General features: G+C 66.6%; 19 protein-coding genes. 14 read left to right on the top strand and 5 right to left on the bottom strand.

All coding sequences use genetic code 11. The features are described from left to right. From RHA1_RS02050 to RHA1_RS02035, 4 genes are read left to right on the top strand one after another with little or no spacing between them, the layout of a single operon-like run. A complete protein-coding gene (locus RHA1_RS02050; protein ID WP_011593687.1) occupies positions 1-2,133 on the top strand; it encodes a molybdopterin-containing oxidoreductase family protein in 2,133 nt (710 codons plus the stop codon). Further along, entirely contained in the window at positions 2,130-4,367 is a 2,238-nt protein-coding gene (locus tag RHA1_RS02045; protein WP_011593686.1) for a molybdopterin-dependent oxidoreductase, read from the top strand. Before RHA1_RS02050 ends, RHA1_RS02045 begins: the two co-directional genes overlap by 4 nt. Beyond that, a complete protein-coding gene (locus RHA1_RS02040; RefSeq protein ID WP_011593685.1) occupies positions 4,367-5,995 on the top strand; it encodes an FAD-dependent oxidoreductase in 1,629 nt (542 codons plus the stop codon). Before RHA1_RS02045 ends, RHA1_RS02040 begins: the two co-directional genes overlap by 1 nt. After that, positions 5,992-8,175 (top strand): molybdopterin-containing oxidoreductase family protein, encoded by a 2,184-nt coding sequence (locus tag RHA1_RS02035; protein WP_011593684.1) that lies wholly within the window; start codon positions 5,992-5,994, stop codon positions 8,173-8,175. Before RHA1_RS02040 ends, RHA1_RS02035 begins: the two co-directional genes overlap by 4 nt. Here the strand turns inward: RHA1_RS02035 and RHA1_RS02030 are convergent. The 3 genes from RHA1_RS02030 to RHA1_RS02020 form a co-directional block, all read right to left on the bottom strand. After that, complete coding sequence (locus tag RHA1_RS02030) at positions 8,151-8,612, bottom strand: hypothetical protein (protein ID WP_011593683.1); 462 nt, start codon at positions 8,610-8,612, stop codon at positions 8,151-8,153. The two genes, RHA1_RS02035 and RHA1_RS02030, sit on opposite strands and share 25 nt — an antisense overlap. Before the next feature lie 366 nt (positions 8,613-8,978). Then, positions 8,979-10,130 (bottom strand): acyl-CoA dehydrogenase family protein, encoded by a 1,152-nt coding sequence (locus RHA1_RS02025; protein ID WP_011593682.1) that lies wholly within the window; start codon positions 10,128-10,130, stop codon positions 8,979-8,981. A gap of 50 nt (positions 10,131-10,180) precedes the next feature. Further along, a complete protein-coding gene (locus RHA1_RS02020; protein WP_011593681.1) occupies positions 10,181-11,350 on the bottom strand; it encodes an aromatic ring-hydroxylating oxygenase subunit alpha in 1,170 nt (389 codons plus the stop codon). A gap of 323 nt (positions 11,351-11,673) precedes the next feature. Here RHA1_RS02020 and RHA1_RS02015 point away from each other — a divergent pair, with 323 nt between their 5' ends. From RHA1_RS02015 to RHA1_RS02000, 4 genes are all read left to right on the top strand, one after another. Beyond that, entirely contained in the window at positions 11,674-12,909 is a 1,236-nt protein-coding gene (locus RHA1_RS02015; protein ID WP_237726831.1) for a 3-hydroxyacyl-CoA dehydrogenase family protein, read from the top strand. Further along, complete coding sequence (locus RHA1_RS02010; protein ID WP_041810943.1) at positions 12,906-14,540, top strand: FAD-dependent oxidoreductase; 1,635 nt, start codon at positions 12,906-12,908, stop codon at positions 14,538-14,540. The genes RHA1_RS02015 and RHA1_RS02010 overlap by 4 nt, the downstream gene beginning before the upstream one ends. A gap of 126 nt (positions 14,541-14,666) precedes the next feature. Continuing rightward, a complete protein-coding gene (locus tag RHA1_RS02005) occupies positions 14,667-16,190 on the top strand; it encodes a class I adenylate-forming enzyme family protein (protein ID WP_011593678.1) in 1,524 nt (507 codons plus the stop codon). Between the two features lie 7 nt (positions 16,191-16,197). After that, a complete protein-coding gene (locus tag RHA1_RS02000; RefSeq protein WP_011593677.1) occupies positions 16,198-16,938 on the top strand; it encodes an SDR family oxidoreductase in 741 nt (246 codons plus the stop codon). 138 nt (positions 16,939-17,076) lie between these two features. On the opposite strand, the gene RHA1_RS01995 is transcribed toward RHA1_RS02000, so the two are convergent. Next, the gene (locus RHA1_RS01995) at positions 17,077-18,438 is read right to left on the bottom strand and encodes an MFS transporter (protein ID WP_011593676.1); all 1,362 of its coding nucleotides are present in this window, start codon (positions 18,436-18,438) and stop codon (positions 17,077-17,079) included. Between the two features lie 87 nt (positions 18,439-18,525). Then, entirely contained in the window at positions 18,526-19,353 is an 828-nt protein-coding gene (locus RHA1_RS01990; RefSeq protein WP_011593675.1) for an SDR family oxidoreductase, read from the bottom strand. A gap of 101 nt (positions 19,354-19,454) precedes the next feature. Here RHA1_RS01990 and RHA1_RS01985 point away from each other — a divergent pair, with 101 nt between their 5' ends. The 6 genes from RHA1_RS01985 (at position 19,455) to RHA1_RS01960 (ending at position 24,894) form a co-directional block, all read left to right on the top strand. Continuing rightward, the gene (locus RHA1_RS01985; RefSeq protein WP_011593674.1) at positions 19,455-20,270 is read left to right on the top strand and encodes an enoyl-CoA hydratase/isomerase family protein; all 816 of its coding nucleotides are present in this window, start codon (positions 19,455-19,457) and stop codon (positions 20,268-20,270) included. A gap of 48 nt (positions 20,271-20,318) precedes the next feature. Next, positions 20,319-21,356, top strand: coding sequence for an LLM class F420-dependent oxidoreductase (locus RHA1_RS01980; RefSeq protein WP_011593673.1), 1,038 nt, complete (start codon positions 20,319-20,321; stop codon positions 21,354-21,356). Further along, positions 21,353-22,852: an acetyl-CoA acetyltransferase gene (locus RHA1_RS01975; RefSeq protein ID WP_011593672.1), complete on the top strand. Its 1,500-nt coding sequence runs from the start codon at positions 21,353-21,355 to the stop codon at positions 22,850-22,852. Before RHA1_RS01980 ends, RHA1_RS01975 begins: the two co-directional genes overlap by 4 nt. A gap of 85 nt (positions 22,853-22,937) precedes the next feature. Next, positions 22,938-23,255: a hypothetical protein gene (locus RHA1_RS01970; RefSeq protein ID WP_011593671.1), complete on the top strand. Its 318-nt coding sequence runs from the start codon at positions 22,938-22,940 to the stop codon at positions 23,253-23,255. Continuing rightward, complete coding sequence (locus RHA1_RS01965) at positions 23,252-23,704, top strand: Zn-ribbon domain-containing OB-fold protein (protein WP_011593670.1); 453 nt, start codon at positions 23,252-23,254, stop codon at positions 23,702-23,704. Before RHA1_RS01970 ends, RHA1_RS01965 begins: the two co-directional genes overlap by 4 nt. Then, entirely contained in the window at positions 23,701-24,894 is a 1,194-nt protein-coding gene (locus RHA1_RS01960) for a thiolase C-terminal domain-containing protein (protein ID WP_011593669.1), read from the top strand. Before RHA1_RS01965 ends, RHA1_RS01960 begins: the two co-directional genes overlap by 4 nt. Positions 24,895-24,908 lie beyond the last annotated feature (14 nt).

Here is a 24,908-nt window from a genome sequence, read left to right as displayed (position 1 = left end):
ATGCCACCCGTCACGTCCCGGCGTACCTCGTTCTGCAGGCTGTGTGCCTCCTCGTGCGGAGTCCTGCTCGACGTCGAGGACGGGCGGATCACACGGGTCCTCGGAGACGCGCAGCACCCGATCTCCGGTGGGTACACCTGCCCCAAGGGACGCCGCGGCGGCGATCTGGTCCACGGCCCGGACCGGCTGACCACCTCGATGCGCCGCACCGGCGCCGGCACGCACGAGCCGGTGCCGGTGGCGCGGGCGACCGCCGACATCGCAGACCGGCTGCGCACCATTGTGGACCGCCACGGACCGGATGCGGTCGCACTGTTCATGGGAACGCAGCAGAACTTCGCCGCCCTCACCCCGCCGATGGCCCGGGCCTGGTTCCGGGGTACCGGCTCACACAAGCTGTTCTCCACGATGACCATCGACCAGTCCGCGAAGTGGGTGGTCGCCGAACGGATGGGAACCTACCTCGGCGGCCGGCAACGCTTCGAGGACGCCGACGTGTGGTTGCTGGCCGGTACCAACCCGGTCGTGTCCGCCAACGGCGGCGACGGGGACGGCGCGGTGGTGCAGAACCCGTCCGTCACCCTGCGGGCCGCCCGGGAACGGGGACTGCGGCTGATCGTCGTCGACCCACGACACACCGAAACCGCGGCCCTGGCGGACGTGCACCTGGCGCCCCGGCCGGGAACGGACGCCGTCCTGTTCGCCGGCCTCCTCCACGTCGTCCTCACCGAACAGCTCCACGACACCGACTTCTGTCGCCGGTACACCGCCGACCTCCCGGGACTCGCCGACGCCGTAGCCGACGTGACTCCCACGGTCGTACACCGGATCTGCGGCGTCCCCGCCGACCGGGTCCGTGCCGCGGCCCAGGTATTCGCGGGCGGGAGCCGGGGGATGGCAACGAGCGGGACGGGGCTGTGCATGGGCCCGCACTCGAACCTCGCGGAACACCTCCTCGCCGCCCTTAACGTGGTGTGCGGCCGGTACCTGCGCGAGGGGGAGCGGGCCGACGACCGCGCCGTCCTGACCCGGCACGCGCCCGCCCGCGCGGAGGTCGCCCCGCCCGCCCGGGCCTACGAGCACGGTTTCCGCAGCCGCATCGGTGGAGTGCGGGCGATGCGCGGTGAGCTGCCGTCCGGCATCCTCGCCGACGAAATCCTCGAACCCGGCCCCGACCGGGTGCGGGCGCTGATCGTGTCCGGCGGCAACCCGGCCGCGGCTCTCCCCGACCGAGCGAAAGCGTTGCGCGCATTGCGATCACTGGACCTGCTCGTGTGCATAGACCCGCGCATGTCGGACACCGCACGGCTCGCGCACTACGTGATCGCGCCGACCACGATGTACGAACGCGCCGACCACACCGCGATAATGGAACCGTTCTTCCCCCGCCCCTTCGCGCAGTTCACCCCCGCTGTGCTGCCGGCGCCGCCCGGTGTCGTCGACGACTGGCGGTTCTTCCTCGACCTCGCCGCCGCCTCGGGGCAGCCGGTGAAGTTCGCCGGCCGCATACTCGATCCCGACGCGCCGCCGACCTCCGGGCAGATGCTGGCGATGATGGCCGAACGGGGACGCGTCCCGTTCGCCGACGTGGTCACCGCCCCGCACGGACACCTCGCCGGGGCAAGTGGCGCAGTGGTGGGACCGGCGACGGAGGACGGTGCCGGGCACCGCCTGAGGTTGTTGCCCGCCGACGTGCGCGCAGAACTTGTCGCGGCGCTGACCGACCGAGTTGTCACAGAACAGTTTCCGCTACTCCTCACGGTCCGCCGGATACGCGAGGCCGTGAACTCCACCGGCACCCGCGTTCCGGGGCTCGTTCCGGGCGGCACCAACCCGGCAAGTCTGCACCCGGACGACCTGACCGCACTCGGGATCACAGACGGACAGGTAGTGACCGTGCGCTCGGCGGCCGGACGCCTGCGCGCGACCGCGCGGGCGGACCGCACCCTCGCCCGCGGCACCGTGTCGATGACGCACTGCTTCGGCAGCGTCGACCCGCGGGACGACGCCGGGGTGAACGTGAACGCGCTGACCGGAACCGGTGCCGGAGTGCAGGCGATCAACGCGATGCCGATCATGACCGCCGTGCCCGTCGCGGTCGGGCCGGTCGCACCCGAGGAGGAAGTCTCATGACCATCGCCGAACCGAAAACCGGACATCGCATCTGCCCGCTGTGCGAATCGACCTGCGGTCTTCTCGTCGAACTCGAAGGCCGCGACATCGTGCGGGTCGCGCCGAATCCCGATGACGTGATGAGCGCCGGGCACAGCTGCGCGAAGGGCCTCGGCCTCGGGCGCATCGAGGGCGACCCGGACCGGATCCGGATACCGCTCCTGCGCACCGCGGGCGGTGGATTCCGCGAGGCCACGTGGGACGAGGCGTTCGACGAGATCGGGCGCAGGCTACCGGAATTCGTCACCGGCGATCCGGGCAGCTGCGCGATCTACCACGGCAACCCGGCCGCCCACCACCTCGACGCCACGTTCTACCTCGGCGAGCTGATCGGCGCCGTCGGCACCAGCAACGTTTATTCGCCGGCCAGCGTTGACACGTGGCCGAAGAACCTGGCGCACATGCTGCTGTACGGCACCGGGCTGGGGATGAGTCTGCCCGACCTCGACCGCACCGACTACCTGCTGATCCTCGGCTCGAATCCGATGGTGTCCAACGGCAGTACCGTGACCGCACCCGGTATGCACCACCGGCTGCAGGCGCTGCGCGAGCGGGGCGGCACCCTCGTCGTGGTGGACCCGGTGCGCACCCGCACCGCCGAGGTCGCGGACCTCCACGTGCCGATCCGCCCCGGCACCGACGCCTTGTTCCTGCTCGGCGTGCTGTCCGTGATCGCGTCCGAGGGACTGTCCAGACCCGACCGGGTGCCGGACGTGGTGGATGGCCTCGGCGCCGCCCTCGCGATGGTGGCGGAATTCGAGCCCGATGCAGTCGCCGCGGCGTGCGGGATCGACGCCGACGTGATCCGCTCAGTGGCTCGTGGGTTCGCGGGAGCAGCTGCGGCGGTGGCGCATTCGCGGATCGGTACCTGCATGCAGGAGTTCGGCACTCTCGCGAACTGGCTCGTCGAGGTGCTCACGATCGTCACCGGCAACCTGGACCGGCCCGGAGGGGCGATGTTCGCATTGCCGCCCGCGGGCGGCCAGAACACCTGGCCGGTGACCAGGACGCCGAAGTTGATGTTCGACCGGTGGCGGTCCCGGGTACGCGGCCTGCCGGAGGCGATGGGGGAGCTGCCCGCGGTATGTTTCGCCGAGGAGATCCTCACGCCCGGGCCGGGCCGCACTCGGGCGCTGATCACCCTCGCCGGGAACCCGGCCCGGTCCCTGCCCAACAGCGGCGCGATCGAGGACGCGCTCGGTGCGCTCGAGTTCATGGTGTCGGTGGACTGCTATCTCAACGAGACCACCCGCCACGCCGACGTGATTCTGCCCCCACCACCGGTGACGACCCGAGGCCACCACGACGTCACGCTCGCGCACTTCCAGATTCGGAACGTCGCCCGCTACACCCCACCCCTGCTGGACCTCGCCGACGGCGAGATGGCGGAGTGGCAGATCCTGCTGCGGCTGGCCGCGATCGCGAAGGGAACGCCGGACCGTCCGGTCGGCGAGATGGACGACGAGGTGGCCGCCGTCGCGGCCCGCCGCGCCGCGAAACTCGTCGGCTGCGAATCGGGACGGGCTATGGACGCCGTGGCCGGCCGTCGAGGCCCGCAGCGCTTGCTGGACCTGCGTTTGCGCAGCGGACCCTACGGCGACCGGTTCGGGCTCGACCCGGACGGGCTGACTCTCGCACTGCTGGAGGACAACCCGGACGGCATCGACTACGGGCCGCTGGCGCCGCGTGTCCCGGAGGTGCTGCGCACACCGGATGGGCGGATCGACCTGATGCCGGACATGATCGTCTCCGATCTGCCGCGGCTGCGAGCGAGCGTCACGAGGGCAGCACCGGATCTGCTGCTGATCAACCGGCGTCAGCGTCGCGGCATGAACTCTTGGCTGCACAACGCGCTGCCGCAGACGGACGGCGGCCAGTGCGCGCTGTTGATCAGCCCACCCGACGCGGCCGAGCAGGGTCTGGTGAACGGCGACCGGGTCGCGGTCACGTCCAAGGTCACCACCGTGACGGCCGAACTGCGGATCGACGACACGCTGCGCCCCGGTGTGGTGAGCATGCCTCACGGGTGGGGCCACGACGGGCCGGGCCTGCGGACGTCCCGGTCGGCCTCGGTCCCGGGGAGCAACTACAACGCCCTGGTGGACGACACCACTGACCTCGAGGCGCTGACGGCGTCCCCGATCTTCAACGGCGTCCCGGTCACGGTGACGCGCACGAGCGAGGAGCATCCCTGATGGCGTACGTGGTCACCCAGAACTGCTGTAACGACGCGACCTGTGTTGCGGTCTGCCCGGTCGACTGCATCCACCCGACCCCCGCGGAGCGGGAGTACCAGCGCACCGAGATGCTGTACATCGACCCGGGCGCCTGCATCGACTGCGGCGCCTGCGCCGACGTGTGCCCCGTGGACGCGATCGTCCCCGGCGACGCACCCGCCCCCGACATCGACCGGTACCGGGAAATCAATGCCGAGTACTTCCAGCGCAATCCACGCAGCATTGCGCCAGGCGCGCATGTGCAGCCGCTTCCGCTCGCCCTCGCGACCGCCGACGTCGCCGACCCCCCGGTGATGCGAGTGGCGATCGTCGGATCCGGACCGTCCGCGTTCTACGCCGCCGAGGAGCTGCTGGCCCGGCGCGACATCGCCGCCGAGGTCACCATGTTCGAACGACTGCCCGTGGCCGGCGGACTCGTGCGGTTCGGCGTCGCGCCCGACCACTGGCACACGAAGACGGTGGACCGGGTCTTCGACCGCACCGCGCGTCGTGACGGCTTCACGTTCCATCTCGGCGTCGAGGTCGGGAAGGATGTGACGATCGACGAGGTGCTGGCCCACCACCACGCGGTGATCCACGCGTCCGGCGCAGCGGGTGACCGGCGCCTCGGCATTCCCGGCGAGGACCTACCGGGCAGCCACGCCGCCAGGGAGTTCGTCGCCTGGTATAACGGTCACCCCGATCACGCCGATCGCGTCTTCGACCTCACCGCGTCCCGCGCCGTCGTGGTCGGCAACGGGAACGTCGCGCTCGACGTCGCCCGTATCCTCGTCTCCGACGTGGAGACCCTGCGCCGCACCGATATCGCCGATCACGCCCTGACCGCACTGTCCGACAGCCGGATCGAGGAGGTGGTGGTGCTCGGCCGACGGGGACCCGAGCACGCGGCCTGCACCACCCCGGAACTGCTCGCGCTCGGCTCGCTGCCCGGGATCGACGTCCTCGTCGACGGCCCGGTTCCGACAGGTCCGGACGCGCCGACCAAGCTGCGGATCCTGGCCGACTACTCCCGGCGGGAGCCGACGCCGGGGAACAAGCGCATCGTGCTTCGCTTCGGCACCACCCCGCAGGAGGTGACGGGTGACGAGCGTACCGCCGGACTGATCGTGACCGGCACCGACACAGGCACCGCGGACCGGATCGAGTGCGGGCTGGTCCTCCGGGCGGTCGGCTACCGCGGGCTGCCCATCGCTGGCCTCCCGTTCGACGAGGCCGCCGGAACCGTCGCCAACGTGTCGGGCCGGGTCACCCTGCCGGACACGGGGCAGGCCGTGGCCGGCCATTACGTGGCGGGCTGGATCAAGCGCGGCGCGACCGGGGTGATCGGCACCAATCGCTACTGCGCGGCGGAGACCGTCGAGGCCCTGCTCGACGATCACCGTGCGGGTCTGCTCGCCGCACCGACTGCGGGTTCCGCGGACCTGGCGGCGCTGGTGCGCGAACGCCGACCCGACGCGCTCGGCGGTGCTGACTGGCGCGCGATCGACCGCTTCGAGCGCGAGCGAGGGCGGGAGGCGGGCAGGCCCCGCATCAAGATCGTCGACGCCGGGGAGGCGGCTGTCGTCGCGGGCGCGGCCGTCCGATGACCCCGAAGGACACGACCCAGGTGCACACGTTCTGCCGCATCTGCGAGCCGGGATGCGGCCTGCTCGCCGACGTCCGGGACGGCGAGGTGGTCCGGTTGCAGCCGGACCGGGATCATCCTGTACACCAAGGGTTCTCCTGCCACAAGGGCGTGCACTACCTGCAAGTCCACTCCGATCCGGACCGGCTCGACCGGCCGCTGAAGAGGACCAATCCGCGGAGCGAAGAACGCGGCGACTTCGAACCCGTCGACTGGGATGTCGCGGCGCGCGAGATCGCCGACAGGCTCCGGGAAATACGGCAGAAGTACGGCCGCAACGCCCTCGCCGTCTATCAGGGCAACCCGTCGGCGTTCAACGGCGCCTATTACGCGAACGCCGCCACGCTCGCCCGCGGCTTCGACACCCGGATGCGCTTCAGTGCGGGAACGCAGGACACGTCGGCCAAATATGCGGCGAGTGAGGCGATCTACGGCGCGTCGATGGCGCATCCGATTCCCGACCTGCTGCACACGGACTACTTCCTGTGTCTCGGCAGCAACCCACAGGTCTCGCACATGACGCTGATCCACATTTCGGATCCGATGACCAAGATCCGCGCCGTGAAGAAGCGCGGTGGAACCGTGCTGTTCGTCAATCCGCGCCGCATCGAGTCGTCGTCGCCGGAGACCGGTGAGGTGCTGCTGATCAAGCCGGACACGGACTTCTACTTCCTCGCCGGAGTTCTGCACGAGATCGTGTTCCGGATCGGGTACGACCGGGACGTCGTGGAACGTCACGCGCGACGCGTCGACGAACTGCTCGACTTCGTCCGGCAGTATCCCGTCGACCGGATCGCCGCGGTCACCGGTATCGACGCCGACACGGTCCGGCAGGTCGCCGCCGACTTCTGCGCGGCGCCGAGCGCGAGCATCTACATGGCGACCGGCGTGAACCAGGGCCGGCAGGGCACCCTGGCCTATTGGATGCTCACCATGGTGAGCCTGTTTTCCGGCAACCTCGGCAGACGCGGCGGCAACATCTACTCCCGCGGTGTCGCCGATGTCGTACAGGGCTCGAAGCGCAAGCGGGAGGACCCCTTTTACGACGGTCCCTTCGGTGAGATGCGCACCGTCAGCGGCGACCTGCCGGCCGCGCTCCTCCCGGAGTTCATCGGGAACCCCGACGACCCGATCCGCGCACTGATCGTGGTGTCGGGCAACCCGCTGCTGTCGGTCGGCGGGGACGGCCGCCTGCGCCGGGCGTTCGAGCAGTTGGATCTGATCGTGACCGTCGATCTGTATCGCACGGTCACCGGCGAGATGGCGGACTATGTTCTGCCCGCGACGGATTGGCTGGAACGGGAGGACGTCAACTTCCTCAACACGATGGGCGTCGCGATGGAGCCCTATGTGCAGTACACGCCCGCGGTCGTGCCGGCGAAGGGGGAGCGCCGCGACGACTGGTGGATTCTGTCCCGCATCCAGCAGGAGATGGGCGTCCCGACCCTGCTGGACGACCCGGACCCGAATCCGTTCGCCGCGGTCGACGCGATGATGCGGGACTCGGGTCTGAGTATCGACCTTCTCGCGACGATGCCCTGCCAGACCGCGGTGCTGCCGGAGGCCGATCCCGCGCACGTGTTCAGCATCGCGGTCCAGCACGACGACGGACTGATCGACTGCTGCCCCGCACTGTTTCAGCGCTCGTACGACACCGCCGAACGCATTCTCGAGGAGCTGGCCGCGGAACCCGCCGATCAACTCAAGCTGATCACCCGGCGCACCCACTACATGGTCAACAGCTGGCTGCACAACCTTCCGGTGTTCAAACAGGGTGTCCATCAGAGCAATCCGTTGTGGATGAGCCCGGACGACGCGCGGCGCCGCGGCCTCGTAGAGGGCGACGACGTCACTGTGCGCAACCGCCACGGCGAAATCGGGGCGGTTCTGGTCTGCGACGACACCCTCCGACCGGGCGTGGTGGCGATGACGCACGGCTGGGGGCAGAGCACGGCGCGAGGGCTGGACGTGGCGAGGCGCAACCCCGGTGTGAACGTCAACCGGCTCGCGCCCACCGGCACGGACGGCTACGACCCCCTCAGCAACCAGTCGCAGCTCACCGGCATCAACGTCGAGGTGATCCGAACCATGGGATCCCCTCAGGGAAGAAGCGACGTTCAGGGCAGTGGCGCAACGGCATGACAGCTGGGCGCGACGGCCGTCGCCGGATCCAGGAGGTTCCGGATGATACGGAGAGTGATGTCGTCATTGACCATGGTCCCGTGATTGGTCAGATTTTCGGCGCAGAAATCTTGGACCACGACGTTGGAGACGTTCGGTCCGGGTGGTGGCTGAGACTCGCTCAGTTGCACGACAGGATCGGACCGGGAACTGACAGTGGCGTATTCGACTTCCGGCCGGGTCATTCCGTCGACGCCGGTTTCTGCGACGAACGCCGAACCTGCGGTGCCGTCGTCGACCACGGGAATTGCGCGTCCGACGAGATCTTTGGCCTGAGGGTGTCCGGCGAGGAGATTGAGCATCCCGTACGCACTGATGCCGTTGGTTGCGGCGGCGACACCGACCATCGTGCCGACCTTCGACTCTCCACCCCACCGGCTGATGTAATACAACGGCACGAGCCCGCCCTGGGAGTGCCCGACGATGTCGACCCTGTCTGCGCCAGTGGCGGTGAGAACTTCCTCGACTTAGTCACCGACCTGTTGCGCGGACACGCGCATATCCCCGGTCTGATGGAACCGTCCGGTGTTTGGGCCACCGTAGTTCAGGCCGAAGACGCAGTGGCCGTCCGCCTTCAGCTGTGGTGAGTACATCGCCCAGTTGGCGTACATGCACCCATCTCGTCCCACTCCTCTTCGGCGACTGCGGGCAATCGGCTATTTACCTATGAAGTCTAGGTTCTTGACGGGCGACAGGGGTGAGAACGACGAGACGAGTGCGGCCGAGAATCGTCAGCCGCACCCGTTTCGTCTGCCCGGATTCGATCAGGCCTTCATCAGATCGCGATGGATGATTTCCTTCATGATCTCGTTGGTACCGCCGTAGATCCGTTGGATCCGGGCGTCGATGTACGCCTTCGCGACGGGGTACTCCATCATGTAGCCGTAGCCGCCGTGGAATTGGACGCCGGCATCGATCACCCGGCCTTGCAGTTCGGTTGCCCAGAGTTTGGCCTTCGCGGCGTCGACGGCGGTGAGGGTGCCGGCGTTGTGTTCACGCACGCACCGGTCGATGTACGCACGCGACACCTCGACGGCCGTCTGAAGTTCGGCGAGCGTGAAGCCCATGCCCTGGAAATCGCCGATACGCTTGCCAAAGGCGGTGCGTTCCTTGACGTAGTCGAGCGTCCAGCCGAGAACTGCCTCGGCTGAGACCTGCGCGGCGATGCCGATGCCGAGTCGTTCGAGGGGAAGGCTCTGCATCAGATACGCGAAGCCGGAGCCCACCTCACCGAGCAGATTCTCCTTCGGGATACGTACGTCCTCGAAGAACAACTCGGCCGTGTCCTGTGCGTGCAGGCCCAGCTTGTCCAGTTTGCGGCCTCGGCTGAATCCCGGCGTTCCGTCCTCGACGACGAAGAGGCTGAAGCCGCGGGAGCCGGCAGAGACATCTGTCTTCGCGAAGACGATCACGATGTCGGCGAGGATGCCGCTGGTGATGAATGTCTTGGACCCGTTGATCACCCAGGTGTCGCCGTCGGCGACGGCGGTGGTCTGGATGGCGCGCAGGTCGCTGCCGGCGGCAGGCTCACTCATGGCGATCGCACCGATGGTCTCACCGGTGACGAATCCCGGCAACCACCGTCGGCGCTGTTCTTCGTCGGCGTGACGGAGAAGGTAGTTCAGGACGATATCGTCGTTCGTGGAGAACCCGGACTGCAGGGCCGATGCGCCGACTCGGGCGATCTCCTGCTGGATCACGAACCGGAAGCGGTAGTCGAGTTCACCGGGCCCGCCGTACGCCTCGGGGACGGGTAGTCCGAGCAGGCCCTGACGGCCCGCTGCCAGCCAGGTCTCACGATCGATCAAGCGATCCGCGTCCCATTTCTCGAGTTGGGGGACCACGTGCTTGTCGACGAATCCACGGACGGATTCGCGGAACAACTCGTGGTCCCGGTCGAAGAGATCGCTCTGCATGTTTCCTCCTGATTCAGGACGCCCGTCGGGCGACCCGCACCTCGTGCTTGTCAGTTCGTTGCCAGCAGTTTCTGGGTCTCACGCCGGAACACCTGGTTGGCAACCTCGTTCTGGCCCAGCACCATCCGTCCGGCGTTTGCGCTCGTCATACCGTGCTGGGAGTCCCGCAGGAGCGGGAAATCCTCGGCATGAAGAACTGCGAGCAGAATCTCCCAGTTCTTGTTCCACAGGCGAGTCCACTTCTCCTCGGTCATCTCGGTGTCCGCCACTGGTGGCACGATCAGGCGCATCTCCATGCGGCAGCGCTGCGGATCGGTGGGGTGGGGCCGGAACGTGAGGAGCTGGAAGTGATCCGGCTGCCGCAGCAGTGTGCTGTTGGGAAGCAGGAAATGGGTTTCCGTGATGTCCTTGGCCAGGCTTCGGTCGCCGGGGTCTTCCTCGATCCACCGATCGATCGACTTACGCGGGGCGATGAAGCGGCAGTGCCTGCCGAAGTCCTCGAACGCCATCACGTTGGTGTGGATGTGCTTGGCGGCAGTGTTGGGGTGGGCGTACTGGATGTGGTACCCGTCGAGGAAGGCGTCCTGCATGATCTTCCAGTTGACCGGCTCGTCGAATCCCTCGGACTGGACGGCGATCTTGGAATCGAGGTCGTACCCGGACAGAATTGCATCCATTTCGTTCCCGAGCCAGCCGGCCACGTCGATCTCGGCGTTCGCCTCGTCGACGACCCAGATGAAACCGTGGCGCTCCTCGGTCGGCAATTCGACGAGTCCCATGCTCGTGGTGTCGGGATCCCCGAAAGTGTTGTCACGGGTGATTGTCCGCAGGGTGCCGTCCGTGTCGTACGACCACCGGTGGTACGGACAGGAGAACAGGCGGCAGCGACCCTTCTCCTCCTTCTCGAGGAGGGCGCCCCGATGCCGGCACAGGTTGACGAACGTCTTGACGCCACCGTCGCGCTGGCGGACGACAATGATGTTGTTCCGCGGCATCTGCAGGGTGAAGAAGTCGCCGGAGCGAGGAATCTCGGAGCCGTGCGCGACGATCGAGGGAACTCGTCCGAAGATGAGGTCACGCTCTCGCTTGGCTATGGCCGGATCGGTGAATTCCTCCGGCTGAAACCAGGTGATGTGGTCGAACTCGTCCGTCGTGTCGTTGCGCAGGTGATCCAGGGCTCGGCGAATACGTTGCTCGCGGGGTGCTCCGACCTCGGTCATTGCATCTCCTCCAGTCTCGTGGGCGCTCCCGGCTACCGTGTGGGCACCGACTTTCGAACTTCTGTGCTTCGGATCAACGCCTCTAAATCTAACTGACGTAGTTTTACCTGTAAACCCCGGCGCCGAGGTTGCGGCAGGAATCGGGTCTTGCGCCAAGAATCTACTGAGATTAGATTATTGCTCACTGCGGTCGATGTGATCGGAGTCACTCGGCGACGTGATGCCGGCGACGACCGGGCTGCCGGTTGCTATCGAACGGGAGGTACCTGCCGATGCACACTGACACGTCGGTCAGGACCGTACGAGCACGGATCGGGTCTGCGGTGTCGAGTGAGAGGTCCGAGAACCTGGCGGGCACCACGATCGGCGTCGTCGGCGCCGGGATGATGGGTGCGGCCATCGCCTACACCTGCGCGCGGGCCGGAGCCGACGTCGTGCTGTGGGCGCGAACTCTGGAGAATGCACGCCGAGGCAAGTCGTACTCCGACCGGCGGGAAGCGCATGCGCGAAAAGCGGGGACCTCGAACAGACCGATGTCGCAGGCCTTGCTCGGGCGCATCACGCCCACCGAGTGCGTCAGAGATCTGTCGACGTCCGCGCTGATCATCGAGGCGGTCGCAGAGAACGTCGCCGTCAAACAACAGGTGCTGCAGATGGTCGAGGCAGTCACCGACGCCCCCACGGTGCTTGCGTCGACGACGTCGACCCTGCCGATCGCCACGCTCTCCTCGAAGCTGCAACGCCCGCAGTACTTCATCGGGATGCACTTCTTCTCGCCTGTCGACCGGATGTCATTGGTGGAGACGGTTGTCGGATCGCGTACCTCGCAGGCCACCGTCGCGGCATCACTGACGTACGCGAGGAGGCTCGGGAAGGTACCGATCGTGGTGGGGGACAGTCGGGGATTCTTCACCAGCCGTTTGATGGAGCGCTATCTCGACGAGGCATTGGTCGCGGTCGGAGAGGGAATCGATCCGGGCCTTGTCGAGCGCGCAGCGACCGCCGCCGGATATCCGGTGCCGCCCCTCCACTTGCTCGACGAGATCACGTTGACGCTCAACCGCGCGGTGCAGCACGAGAACCGTCTCGCTGTCGAGGCGGCCGGCGGGACGTGGCGGGGGAGCGAAGCAGACAGCGTCCGCGACCGGATGATCGACGAATGCGGTCGCGGGGGCAGGTCGGACGGTCAGGGTTTCTACGAGTACGACTCCGATGGTAAGCGCTTGGGATTGTGGCGGGTCCTTCGTGAGGTGTTCGGTCCCGCACGGCATATTCCGTGCAGCGATATGCGCGACCGGTTGTTGTTCGTCGAGGTCCTCGAAGCGCTGCGTTGTCTCGGCGAAGGTGTCGTCGGATCCGAGACCGACGCCGACACAGGATCTGTTCTCGGCATCGGGTTCCCCGCGCACACGGGTGGGGTTCTGGCGTTCAGGCATTCCTATCCGGGTGGCGAGAACGGGTTCACCGCTCGTGCCCGCGAGCTGGCAGGCCGTTACGGCGACCGCTTCCTCCCGCCGGAGCAGAGTTCGGAACCATACGATCAACCGGAGTGCCCATGACCTACGTAGTTACCCAAGCCTGCTGCAACGACGCGACGTGTGTCGCGGTGTGTCCGGTGAACTGCATTCACCCGACTCCCGACGAAGCGCAGTACCAGCGCACCGAGATGCTCTACATCGATCCGGCCGCCTGCATCGACTGCGGGGCCTGCGCCGACGTGTGTCCGGTCGACGCGATCGTTCCCGACAGCGACCTCACCCCGGATGCCGAGATCTACAAGGACCTCAATGCCGCGTACTTCCTGGGCAACCCGACCGTGTCCGGCCCGAGCGAGGTGCCGACCGAACCTGTCGTCGCGGCGCCCCGGCCCGGTCCGCTGAAGGTGGCGATTGTCGGTTCGGGTCCCTCCGCCTTCTATGCAGCCGAGGAGTTGCTGACTCGGCGCGACGTCGATGTCGACGTCTCCATGTTCGAGCGGCTCCCGGTGGCCGGTGGGCTCGTCCGGTTCGGGGTGGCTCCGGATCACCAGACCACGAAGGCCGTCGAGCGGGTCTTCTCCCGTACTGCCCGCCGCAACGGTTTTCGTGCCTTCCTCGGTGTGGAGATCGGCCGGGATATCAGTGTCGACGAGCTGCTCGATCATCACCACGCGGTGATCTACGCGAGCGGTGCGTCCGACGACCGCAAGCTCGGCATCCCGGGCGAAGATCTGCCGGGAAGTTTCGCTGCACGCGAATTCGTCGCCTGGTACAACGGACATCCGGACTCCGCGGGTCGCACGTTCGATCTGTCGGGGCGTCGTGCCGTGGTGATCGGCAACGGCAATGTGGCGTTGGACGTGGCACGGATCCTGGCGTGCGATCCCGACCGGCTCGTGCCGGGTGATATCGCCGAACATGCCCTGGACGCACTTCGGCGCAGCACTATCGAAGAAGTCGTGGTCCTCGGACGACGAGGGCCGGAGCATGCAGCGTTCACGACGCCCGAGCTCATCGCGTTGGGAGCGTTGCAGGAGGTCGAGGTGAGCGTTCACGGCGGATACGACGCTTCCGACGATGCCCCGATCAAGTTGCGGACGCTGGCCGACTACGCACGCCGCTCTCCTCGACCGGGTCGGCGGAAGATCACCCTGAGGTTCCACGAGGCGCCCGTCGAGATCCTCGGTGACAGTCACGTCCAAGGTATACGGATCGCGTCCACCCGGATGGACGGAAGCGAACAGGATCTCGAGGCCTCGATGGTACTGCGTTCGGTCGGCTACCGCGGTGCTCCCGTGCCGGGATTGCCGTTCGACTCCCAACGCGGCACGGTCCCCAACGTTGCAGGGCGCGTCGTCGATCCGGTGGACGAGCGCCCGGTGCCGGGGGTGTATGTCGCCGGGTGGATCAAGCGGGGTCCGACGGGGGTGATCGGCACCAATCGATACTGCGCCGCCGAGACCGTCGACGCGCTCGTAGCCGACCATCAACATGCGCTTCTTCCGCAACCGAGCCGACCAGGTGACGAGTTGGCGGAGGTCGTGCACTCGCGGTGTCCGGACTCGTTCGGTTTCGACGGCTGGAAGCGGATCGACCGGTACGAACGTGTCGAAGGGCGACGCAGGGGCCGAGCGCGGCAGAAGCTGGTGGAGGTCGGTGCCATGCTCGCGGTCGCCCGTGGGACAGAGAACGACCAGTACTTGCCACAATAAACAACGACCTTTAGATTTAACACGCGGATGTGACGTACGGCTCTCCGGGAGGCCGGAGACACAGCACGGTGCGCCGTGCTCGCCGCCGAGAACCCCCGCGATCGACGACAACTCTTGGAGGCTTACATGAGCGGCACTGTTGTAGACGCTTTGACCTACTGGTCCAGGTCGAAGCCGGATCTGACCGCGATCGACTTCGACGGCGACGCCGTCACCTACGCAGAGCTGGCCGCATGGGCCGACGGCGTCGCCCACGACCTCGCCTCGCGCGGTGTCGTGCCCGGTGATCGGGTGAGCTTCCTCGGTGCCAACAGCCTCGAGTGGGCGGTGGCCTCGCTCGCTGCCATGAAGGTCGGTGCCATCGCGGTCGGTTTCAACCAGCGCATGCTCGCCGGCGAGCTCATCACCCTCGTCGAGGACTGTGAACCCACCGTCGTCTACTGCGAGGAGGCGCTGCTGCCGCGCCTCGAAGAAGTCCAGCAGACACGCAACACCTTTTCGATCGCAGTGTTCGAGAAGGATGTGCGTCCGCTGCGGGGCAGCGATCATGCGAAATACCGCACTCCGGTGGTCGACCTCGACACTCCCACCGCCATCGTGTTCACGAGCGGCACCACCGGCAAGCCGAAAGGCGTCATTTTCACCCACGCCACCGTCGCCGGCGAAATGCACGAGTGGCACTTGATGGAACCGATTCAGCCGAACAACCTGCGCCCGGTGCTGGTGCTGCCCCTGTTCACCGCTGCCGGCATCATCTGGGGTATCTCGCGCGTCGTCCTTCACGGCGGAACCCTGTTCCTGCAACCGGGATTCGATCCGGCGAAAGCGCTGCGCGTATTGGCCGAGGACAAGGCCAACACCCTGACCGGGCCGCCGATCCTTTTCGAGCAAATCGCGAAAGCGCCCGGGTTCGCCGACGCGGATCTGAGCCACATGGTCACCGCACACGTCGGTGGCGCACGCGTACCCGTCGACCTGCTGCACAAATGGCAAGCCCAGGGAGTGTCGCTGCGACAGATCTACGGTCAGACCGAGATCGGCGGATCCGCGACCGCGATGCCGCGCGAGGAGGCAGCCCAGCATCCCGACAAGTGCGGCTGGGGTGGCATCTTCACCAAGATTCGCGTTGTCGATGCCGAGGGTAATGATCTTCCCGCCAACGAAACCGGGCAGATTCTGTTGCGCGGCCCGGGCATGATGCCGGGATACTGGCGCAACGAGGATGCGACCCGGTCGGCTCTGATCGATGGCTGGCTCCAAACCGGTGACCTCGGCAAGCTCGACGAGAACGGTTACCTCACGTTCGTCGATCGCCTCAAGGACATGATCATCTCCGGTGGTCTGAACATCTCACCCGCCGAGATCGAAGCCGTCATCAATCAAATCCCCGGGGTCGAGGAGGTCGCGGTGATCAGCGTTCCCGACGCCAAGTTCGGGGAGACCCCGGCCGCGCTGGTCCGGACCACCACCGAGATGAAGGAATCCGAAGTGGTCGGTTTCTGCAACGAGCGTCTCGCCGACTACAAGGTGCCGCGGTACATCGTTTTCATGGACGAACCCCTGCCCCGGATGCCCAGCGGGAAGATCGCCAAGCGCCAGCTGCGCGACGCCTTCGCGGATGTGCCCGACAACTACGACAAGGTTCGGTGATCGAGCCGTGGACTCACCCAAGGTCGCTCTGGTCACCGGTGGTGGCCGCGGAATCGGTGCGGCCATCTCGCGCCGACTTGCCGCCGACGGATTCGCTGTCGCGGTGAACTATTCGCGCAGTGCGCGCGATGCCGAGGAAGTGGCCGCAAAGATTGTCGCGGACGGTGGACGTGCCGTGGCAATCCGAGCCGACATTTCACGGGCCGCCGAGGCCGAGCGGCTCATCGCCGACACCACCGTTCAATTGGGCGCCCCCACCGTGGTGGTCAACAACGCGGGCATGAACAAGGCAGGTGCGGCCCGGAAGCAGAGCCCGGAAGATTTCGACGAAGTGATCGCGGTCAACCTCAATGGTGCGTTCTACTGCACCCACTTCGCGCTACCCGCGATGTACGAAGCCGGTTGGGGCCGAGTCATCTTCGTCAACAGCCCGTCAGGCGGACGGCGCCCGTCCCCTGGGATGAGCGCCTACTCCGCGGCCAAGGCCGGGCTGGTGGGAATGGCCAAGTCGATGGCACTCGAGGTTGCCCGTCGGGGGATCACGGTCAACTGTGTGATGCCGGGCTTCGTCGCTACCGACATCGTGGCGTCGGGGGGCGAGGCGGGGGTCGAAGCCCTGACCAAGCACTGGCCCTCCATTCCACCCGAATCGATCGCCTCCACCATCTCGTTTCTGGTGAGCGACAACGCCGCCGACATCTCCGGCGAGGAGATCGGTGTGTGGCGAGGTGGCCCCGTCGGGGTGTGACCGTCGAATACAGCTGAGACCGCCCACCGGCTGAGCCAGTCCGGTGGGCGGTTTCTTGCTGTCCGCCCATTCCCTCCCGGAATGCGAAACGGGCTCCGATCCGGTGGATCGGAGCCCGTACCTCGAGTGGTGCTGTCGCTAAGCAGTGACCGGCGTTCTGTCGTCGTCCCGCTTCATCCCGGACGACGAGCGGGACCGGGACAGGACGGTTGCCCCGAATCCGAGCAGCGAGACCACACAGATCAGGAGGCTGAGCCACACCGTGGTGTCGTCGAATGCCAAGGCGACCGCGATGACCGGAACGAACGCCGCGCCGAGAGCGTTGCCGGCCTCACGGCCGAGACCGAGGCCGCTGTAGGCGTGCTGCGTGTCGAACAGCTCGATGACGTAGGCGCCCATCGGACCGAAGATGGCGGCGACCCCGATGCCGTTGCCTGCCGCCATGACCACCCAGTACAGCAGCGGGGGTGTTCCGACGCCCGCCAACAACGAGATGCCGACCCAAGCGAACACGGCGCTGTACAGGAATCCGAACATGATCACCGGTGCTCGGCCGACCCGGTCCGACAGGGAACCGAACAGCGGGATCAGAATGGCATTCGCGAGCTGCGCGGCGATCAGTCCGATCAGGACTTCGGTGCCGCCGAAGCCCAGCTGATTCTTGCCGAAGGTGCCCATGAACACGATGTAGAAATAGCCGATGCCGGTCTGACCGATGGTCATCACGAGCACCGTCAAAAGTGCGCGCGGCTGCTGGCGGATCACATCGAAGAGCGGACTCTTCGAGACGGTGTTGCTTTCCTCGATCGCACGGAATGCGGGGGTTTCGGGAAGGCTACGGCGTAACCACAGGCCGTAGGCGAGGATGACGGCGCTGCACAGGAACGGGATACGCCAGCCCCAGGCGAGGAAACTTTCCTGGGACATCATGGATGACACCGTCAGCAGAGACAGCGTGCCGAGCACGCCGCCGAGCGCCGCACCCATGCCGGGCAAGGAGCCCATCAATCCCTTCCTCTTCGCGGGCGAGAACTCCACGGCGACCAGAGCTGCGCCTCCGTACTCACCGCTGGCGCCGATGCCCTGCAGGATTCTGAGGAACACCAGCAGAGCCGGTGCGAGCCAGCCGATCTGGGCGTAACTCGGCAGCAGACCGACGAACAGCGTAGCGATACCCATCAGGACGAGGGTGAAGACGAGGATTCGTTTTCGGCCGATGCGGTCGCCGAGGCTGCCGAGGATCACCCCGCCCACCGGGCGGACCAGGAATCCGACCGCGAAAGTGCCGACCGCCTGCAGCGTTCCCAATAGGGGACTCGAGCCGGTGAAGAACACGGAGGCGAAGACCACCGACGCGGCCGAGGCGTAGAGGCTGAAGTCGTAGTACTCGAGCAGCGTGCCGACGAAGGCGGCGCGGCTTGCGCGTCGCGAGTCCGCGCGGGAGGGTCCGGAGTCTGCATCCACGGAGATTTCCGCAGCTATGGTCGTACGTTCGGTCATGCGAAACCTCGCGTTTGTGAGTGCTGGGCGAAGAGCCCGAATCATGTAGTGACGCAGACCACATTAAACTATTGACTTTAGAATTGTCTATCGCAAAGTCGACGCAGCCTGCGCCTCGTCCCGGTAGTTGGACGGCCACTTCTTGCCCAGTGTCAACCCACCGTCGACTCCGAGGGATTGTCCGGTGACGAACGTGGAGTCGTCGGAGGCGAGGTAGGCGGCGGCGTGCGCGAGGTCTTCCGGCTCACCGGCGCGGGGAATGGGCTGGAAGTTCGTCAGGCTGCGCCGCACGGCATCGACGCTGCGGTCGAGCGCGTCGTCCTCGAGGCCGGCACCGTGGCCGACGATGCGGGTGGCGACACCTCCGGGGATCAGTGCGTTGACTCGGATCCGGTATTCGGCCAGTTCCACGGCTGCGGTCCGGGTCAGTTGCAGCACTGCAGCTTTCGCGGCGCTGTACGGGTGTGGTCCGAATCCGGTGCGTATGCCTGCCACGCTCGACACATTGACGATGCTGCCCGACCCCTGACCGCGCATCACGCGCGCGGCATGCTTGGTCCCGAGAAACGCGCTGCGAGCAAGCATTGCGAACCCGTTCTCCCACTCGTCGAGCGACGTGTCCTCGAGGAAGGTCCATGCGCCCACCCGGCCGGCGTTGTTGACCATGCAGTCGAGCCGACCGAACCGATCGACTGCCACTGCGACGGCGGCCTCGACGTCGGCCTCGTTGCGTACATCGGTGTGCAGGTAGGCGCCTCGGTCGCCGAGGCCGGCGGCGACGGCCTGGCCCCGCGGGTCGTCGATGTCGGCCACGACGACGCGGGCTCCGCGTTCGGCGAACGCGCGGGCTGTGGCTGCGCCGATTCCGCTCGCGGCTCCTGTCACCACGGCGACCTTGCCGTCGAGGTTCGTCATCGTGGACTCCTTCGGTTGTGTTTCCGGGCTCGGTTCCTTGAGCTTTTAATCTAAAACCATTAGTCTACGTCTGTCGAGTACCTCGTCCCTGGGAGAGCGCTATGTCCGACGCGAAACTGATTCTGACCGAGCGGCCGCGGCCGGGCATTCTGCTGATCCGGCTCAATCGCCCGGACGAACTCAATGCCATGAACGTCGACCTCATCGAGGAGTTGCACGAGGTGCTCGCCGAGGTGCGCGATGATTCGCTCACCCGCGCGATCGTGCTCACCGGTGAAGGTCGTGCCTTCTGTGCAGGTCTCGATCTTCGCGGATACGGCACACCGCAGGGCGCAATCGAGGGTGAGGGCCGGGCCCAACTCGGACTGCGGGTGCAGAAGCACATCGCCGGTCTCGTCGATGCATTTCGCAGCACCCGCGCACCGATCATCGCGGCCGTCAACGGCGCGGCAGCCGGCGGCGGCATGTCGCTGGCCCTCATGGCGGACATTCGCATCATGTCCGAGACGGCGGTACTGCACGCCGCGTTCATCCGCCGCGGCCTGTCGAACTGCGATATCGGAATGAGCTGGCTCCTGCCCCGGATGATCGGTTTCTCCCGAGCGGCGCAGATCATGCTCACCGGCTGGTCCATCGACGCCGCCGAAGCCGAACACATCGGTCTCGCGTCGTCCGTCGAACCCGCCGACAAGGTGCTCGAGGTGGCACTGGACACCGCCGAGGCCATCGCGCAGAACAGTCCGTTCGGAGTCTGGATGACCAAGGAAGTCATGTGGTCGAACCTGGAGGTTCCCAGCATGCGCGCCGCCATCGACCTCGAAAACCGCACCCAGATCCTCAGCTCGCTGACGCGCGATCACAGGGAGGCCGTTGTCTCGTTCCTCGAAAAGCGCCCGCCCGAGTTCGAGAACCACTGACCACATTCCGACCGATTCGACGGCACACAGAGAAGCAGTGAGAAAAGTATGAGAGTGGGAATCGCCGCAGGGTATTGGGGATCGGGCCCGCCCCGCAATGTCGGGCGAATGCTCGCCGAGGCCGAGGCCCTCGGCGTCGACAGCTTCTGGACCGCCGAGACGTACGGCTCCGACGCACTGACACCGCTCGCGTGGTGGGGAGCGCAGACCTCGACGATCAAGCTCGGTACTTCGGTGTGCCAGATGTCGGCACGCACCCCGACGGCGCTGGCGATGGCCGCGCTGACGCTCGATCATCTCAGCGGTGGTCGCGTGATCATCGGCATCGGTGCGTCCGGACCGCAGGTCGTCGAGGGCTGGTACGGGCAGCCCTACCCGCGGCCCCTCGAACGCACCCGCGAGTACATCGAGATCATGCGGCAGGTGTGGGCGCGCGAGAAGCCGGTCACCTACTCTGGGCGGCATTACCAGCTTCCCGTCCAGGGCGGTTCCGGCTTGGGCAAGCCACTGAAGTCGATCGTCCATCCGCTGCGGGGCGATATCCCTGTCTATATGGGCGCCGAAGGCCCGAAGAACGTGGCGTTGGCCGCCGAAATCGCTGATGGCTGGACGCCGCTGTGGTTCTCGCCCAAGAGCGACGAGTTCTACCGCAAGGCACTGGCCGAAGGCTTCGCACGGGACGGAGCACGCCGCACCGCCGAGGACTTCGAGATCGCGAACGTGTGCTGGCTCGTCGAGAACGACGACGTGGAAAAGGCCGCCTCCCGGCTCAAGCCGACGGTCGCGTTGTATGCCGGTGGCATGGGCGCCAAGGGCGCCAATTTCCACAACGACGTGTTCGCACGCATGGGTTGGGGCGAGGTCTGCGCCGAAATCCAGGAGCTGTACCTGAGCGGGCGGCCCGACCTAGCGGCCCAGGCCGTACCCACCGAGATGGTCGAGGACGTCGCGCTGATCGGTCCCGCGGACAAGATCATCGAAGAGATCGAAACCAAGTGGAAGAACACGTGTCTGACCACTCTCATTCTCGGCGGGTGGCCCAAGCCGGGGAACCGTGAGCGCATCCTCGGGGCGGTGCAGTCGTGACCCTGCAGTCGGGAACGACCCTGGACCCGAGAACCCCGGTCCTGGTCGGTACCGGCCAGACCAGCGAACGCGAGGGGGGCGTGGAGCCCGTCGATCTGATGGTGCGCGCGGCGCGGGCAGCGGCTGCCGATGCGGGGTCGACGCGTCTGCTCGAACTTGTCGATTCGGTCCGGGTGGTCGGGCTGCTGTCGTGGCGCTACCGGGATCCGGGCGCTCTCCTCGGCGCGCGGATCGGCGCGACCGTGCGACACACCGGTTACTCCGGGAACGGTGGAAGCACGCCGCAGGTGCTCGTCAACGGGGCTGCCGAGGACATCGCTGCCGGGCGTTCCGATGTCGTGCTCATCGGCGGCGCCGAATCGTGGCGGACCCGCACCAAGTTGCGGGCACAGAAGCTGCGCCCCGACTGGACGGTGCAGGGCGAGTCGGTGCCCGCCGCTGACATCCTGGTCGCGGACGTGCCGATGGCGGCAGAGAGTGAACGCCGCATCGGTCTGGACCGGCCCTCGTATGTCTATCCGCTGTTCGAGCAGGCGCTGCGGGTATCGGCGGGACGCTCACTCGAGGAGCATCGGGAGGTCGTCGGCGGTCTGTGGTCGCGGTTCAGCAAAATCGCGGCGACGAATCCGAACGCGTGGGTGCAGCGCGAATACACCGCTGCGGAGATAGCGACGCCCTCGCCCGACAACCGGATGATCTCCACGCCGTATACCAAGTTGCTCAATTCGAACAACATGGTCGATCAGAGTGCGGTTCTGCTGATGTGCTCGGTCGAGACCGCGACCCGGCTCGGCATCCCGCAGGAGAATTGGGTGTTTCCACAGTCCGGCACCGAATCGCACGATACGTACGCGATCGCCGAACGAGAGGCGCTCGACGGCTCCCCGGCAATACGCATCGCCGGGGCGCGGGCCCTCGACCTCGCCGGCATCGGACTGGACGAGATTGCCTACGTCGATGTGTACTCGTGCTTCCCGTCGGCGGTGCAGGTCGCCGCGAACGAGTTGGGGCTCGCGCTCGATGATCCCGGCCGGCCGCTGACGGTGACCGGTGGCCTGACGTTCGGCGGTGGGCCGTGGAACAACTATGTCAGCCACTCGATTGCGACGATGGCGACGCGGCTGCGCGAATCTCCGGGATCGTACGGTTTGGTGACCGCCAACAGTGGTTACCTCACCAAGCACGCCATGGGGGTGTACCGGACGGAACCTCCCGTCAGTGGGTTCAAGCGTCTGGACGTGCAGGCCGAGGTCGATGCGCAGTCCACGACGAGAGCGCTGGTGTCCTACGCGGGCACGGCGTCGGCGGAATCGTGGACTGTGGTGTACAGCCGCGACGGCTCCCCGGAGCGTGGTTTCCTCGCTGCCCGCACCGCGACGGGGGAGCGGACCCTCGCGGTCACCACGGACGCCGAGGATCTCGTCACCCTCACCGAGCTCGATATTGCCGGTCAGCAGGTTTCGGTCTCGGAAGAGGGGCACTTCCGCTTCGCGTGACCTTGACGCCCTTTTATCTAATGTCATAAGGTTAATGGACTGAAGGACACGGCATGCGCGTGTCACGAAATCGAGGAGTTTCCAGATGTCTGTCGAAGACTTTCGCGCACTGTATGAGCAGCATGTCGGCCACGTTGTCGCCGGAAACATGAAGGCCGCTCTCGCCGACATGGTGCAGGAGAACATTCCGCAGGTCTTCGACGGAGTCGACACCCCCCGCGAGGCCGCGCAAGGCTTCGAGATCAAGGATGTGCGTGCCGAGGGCGACCAAATGATCGGCGAAACCGTCTATGACATGGGTGACCGGTCGATCGGACTGCGCTCGATCTGGGAACGCCACGACGGACGCTGGCTCGCCGCGTCGCTCGAGAACTTCCCCACCGGAACGGAGGCGCACGCATGACCGCGACAGAGCCCGCCGCCGAACCGTGGGGCCCCACACCCGACGGACTCGATCGACCCTACTGGGACGGCCTGCGCATCGATGAGCTGCGCCTTCAGCGCTGCAACGGGTGCCGCACCTGGATCTGGGGTCCGCAGGCCATCTGCGGTCACTGCCACAGCTTCGACCTCGGATGGGAAACGGTCGAACCGTTCGGCACCGTCTACAGCTGGAACCGCAGCTGGTACCCCTACATGGACGAATACGCCGACCGGCTGCCGTACGTGACGGTGCTGGTGGAACTGCCACACGCCGACGGCCGGCGGGTGCTGGGCATACTCGCCGACGACGTCGAAACGAACCCCGAAATCGGCGACCGGGTCGTCGGAGTCTTCGAACACTCCGAGGGCGCCCCCTGGCCGTTGCTGCGCTGGCGTCGCGCCGCGACCGCAGAAGGAGAAAAAGGATGAGCGCCAACATCATGCGCGGCGCGGCGGCAGTCGTCGGCGTCGCCGAACAGCACTACAAGCGCGGCGAAGCCCCGCACAGCGAGAAGCGCATGACCCTCGAAGTCATCCTCCAAGCGTGTGCCGATGCGGGTATCAGCCCCCGCGAGATCGACGGTTTCGTCTCCTACGCGGGTGGCGCCAACGACGGTGCCATCATCGGCGGCGCATTGCTGATCGACGAACTGCGTTGGTCGAACATGATGTGGGGCGGTGGCGGCGGCAGCGTCGCAGCCGCCATCACGAATGCGGCCACTGCGATCGCCACCGGCCAGGCAGACTGTGTGGTGGTGTATCGCGCAATGTCGCAGGCGGATACGGGCCGGCTCGGATACGCGAAGTACCACTACGGCAGTCACTTCCTCGCTCACGGTATCGGCTCGCCCGCACAGATTTGCGCGATGCGCACCCAACGGATGCTCGAGCACGGCGGAGTGCCGCGCACGGCCATGCGTTCTCTCGTCCTCGCGTCGTATCAGCACGCGCAGAACAACCCCACCGCGCAGGGCTACGGGCGGCCCCTCGACGAGGAGGCCTACCAGAACTCACGGTTGATCGCCGAGCCGTTCCACCTGTTCGACTGCTCCCGGGAAAGCGATGGCGCGGTCGCGCTGGTGCTCGTCTCGGCCGAGAGAGCCAAGACCCTGCGACCCGACCCGGCGTATCTCCTCGCGGGCGCGCAAGGTGCACCGGGCGGATACTCGGAACTGATCGACAACGATCTCGGCGAGCAGTACATGAGCGCCGGATTCGGCCCGGCAAACAACGGCAAACCCGGTGTCGCCGAGAGACTGTGGTCGGCAGCCGGTCTCGGGCCGGACGACGTGGACGTGGTTCAGGTGTACGAGAACTTCAGCGGCCCTGCCGTGGCGGCGCTGATCGATCACGGTCTGTGCCCGCCGGGCGAGGCTGCCGGCACATTCATGACCGTCGAGAACCTCACCGCGCCGAACGGCAAACTACCCGTCAACACCAGCGGTGGCAACCTCGCCGATTCGTTCATCAACGGCCTGAACCTGGCGGTCGAGGCGGTCAGACAGATCCGCGGCACCTCGACCAACCCGGTGGACGGCGCGAAGACGTCGCTGTTCATCGGCGGCCCGATGGCACCGCTGGTGAGTTCGGTGCTGTTCGGCCACGAAGAGACCCTGTGACCGCCTCCTTCCCG

Origin of the sequence: Rhodococcus jostii RHA1 (genome assembly GCF_000014565.1) — a bacterium.
In the GTDB taxonomy this organism is placed as follows: domain Bacteria; phylum Actinomycetota; class Actinomycetes; order Mycobacteriales; family Mycobacteriaceae; genus Rhodococcus_F; species Rhodococcus_F jostii_A.
This window is presented reverse-complemented; position numbering and strand designations above follow the sequence as displayed.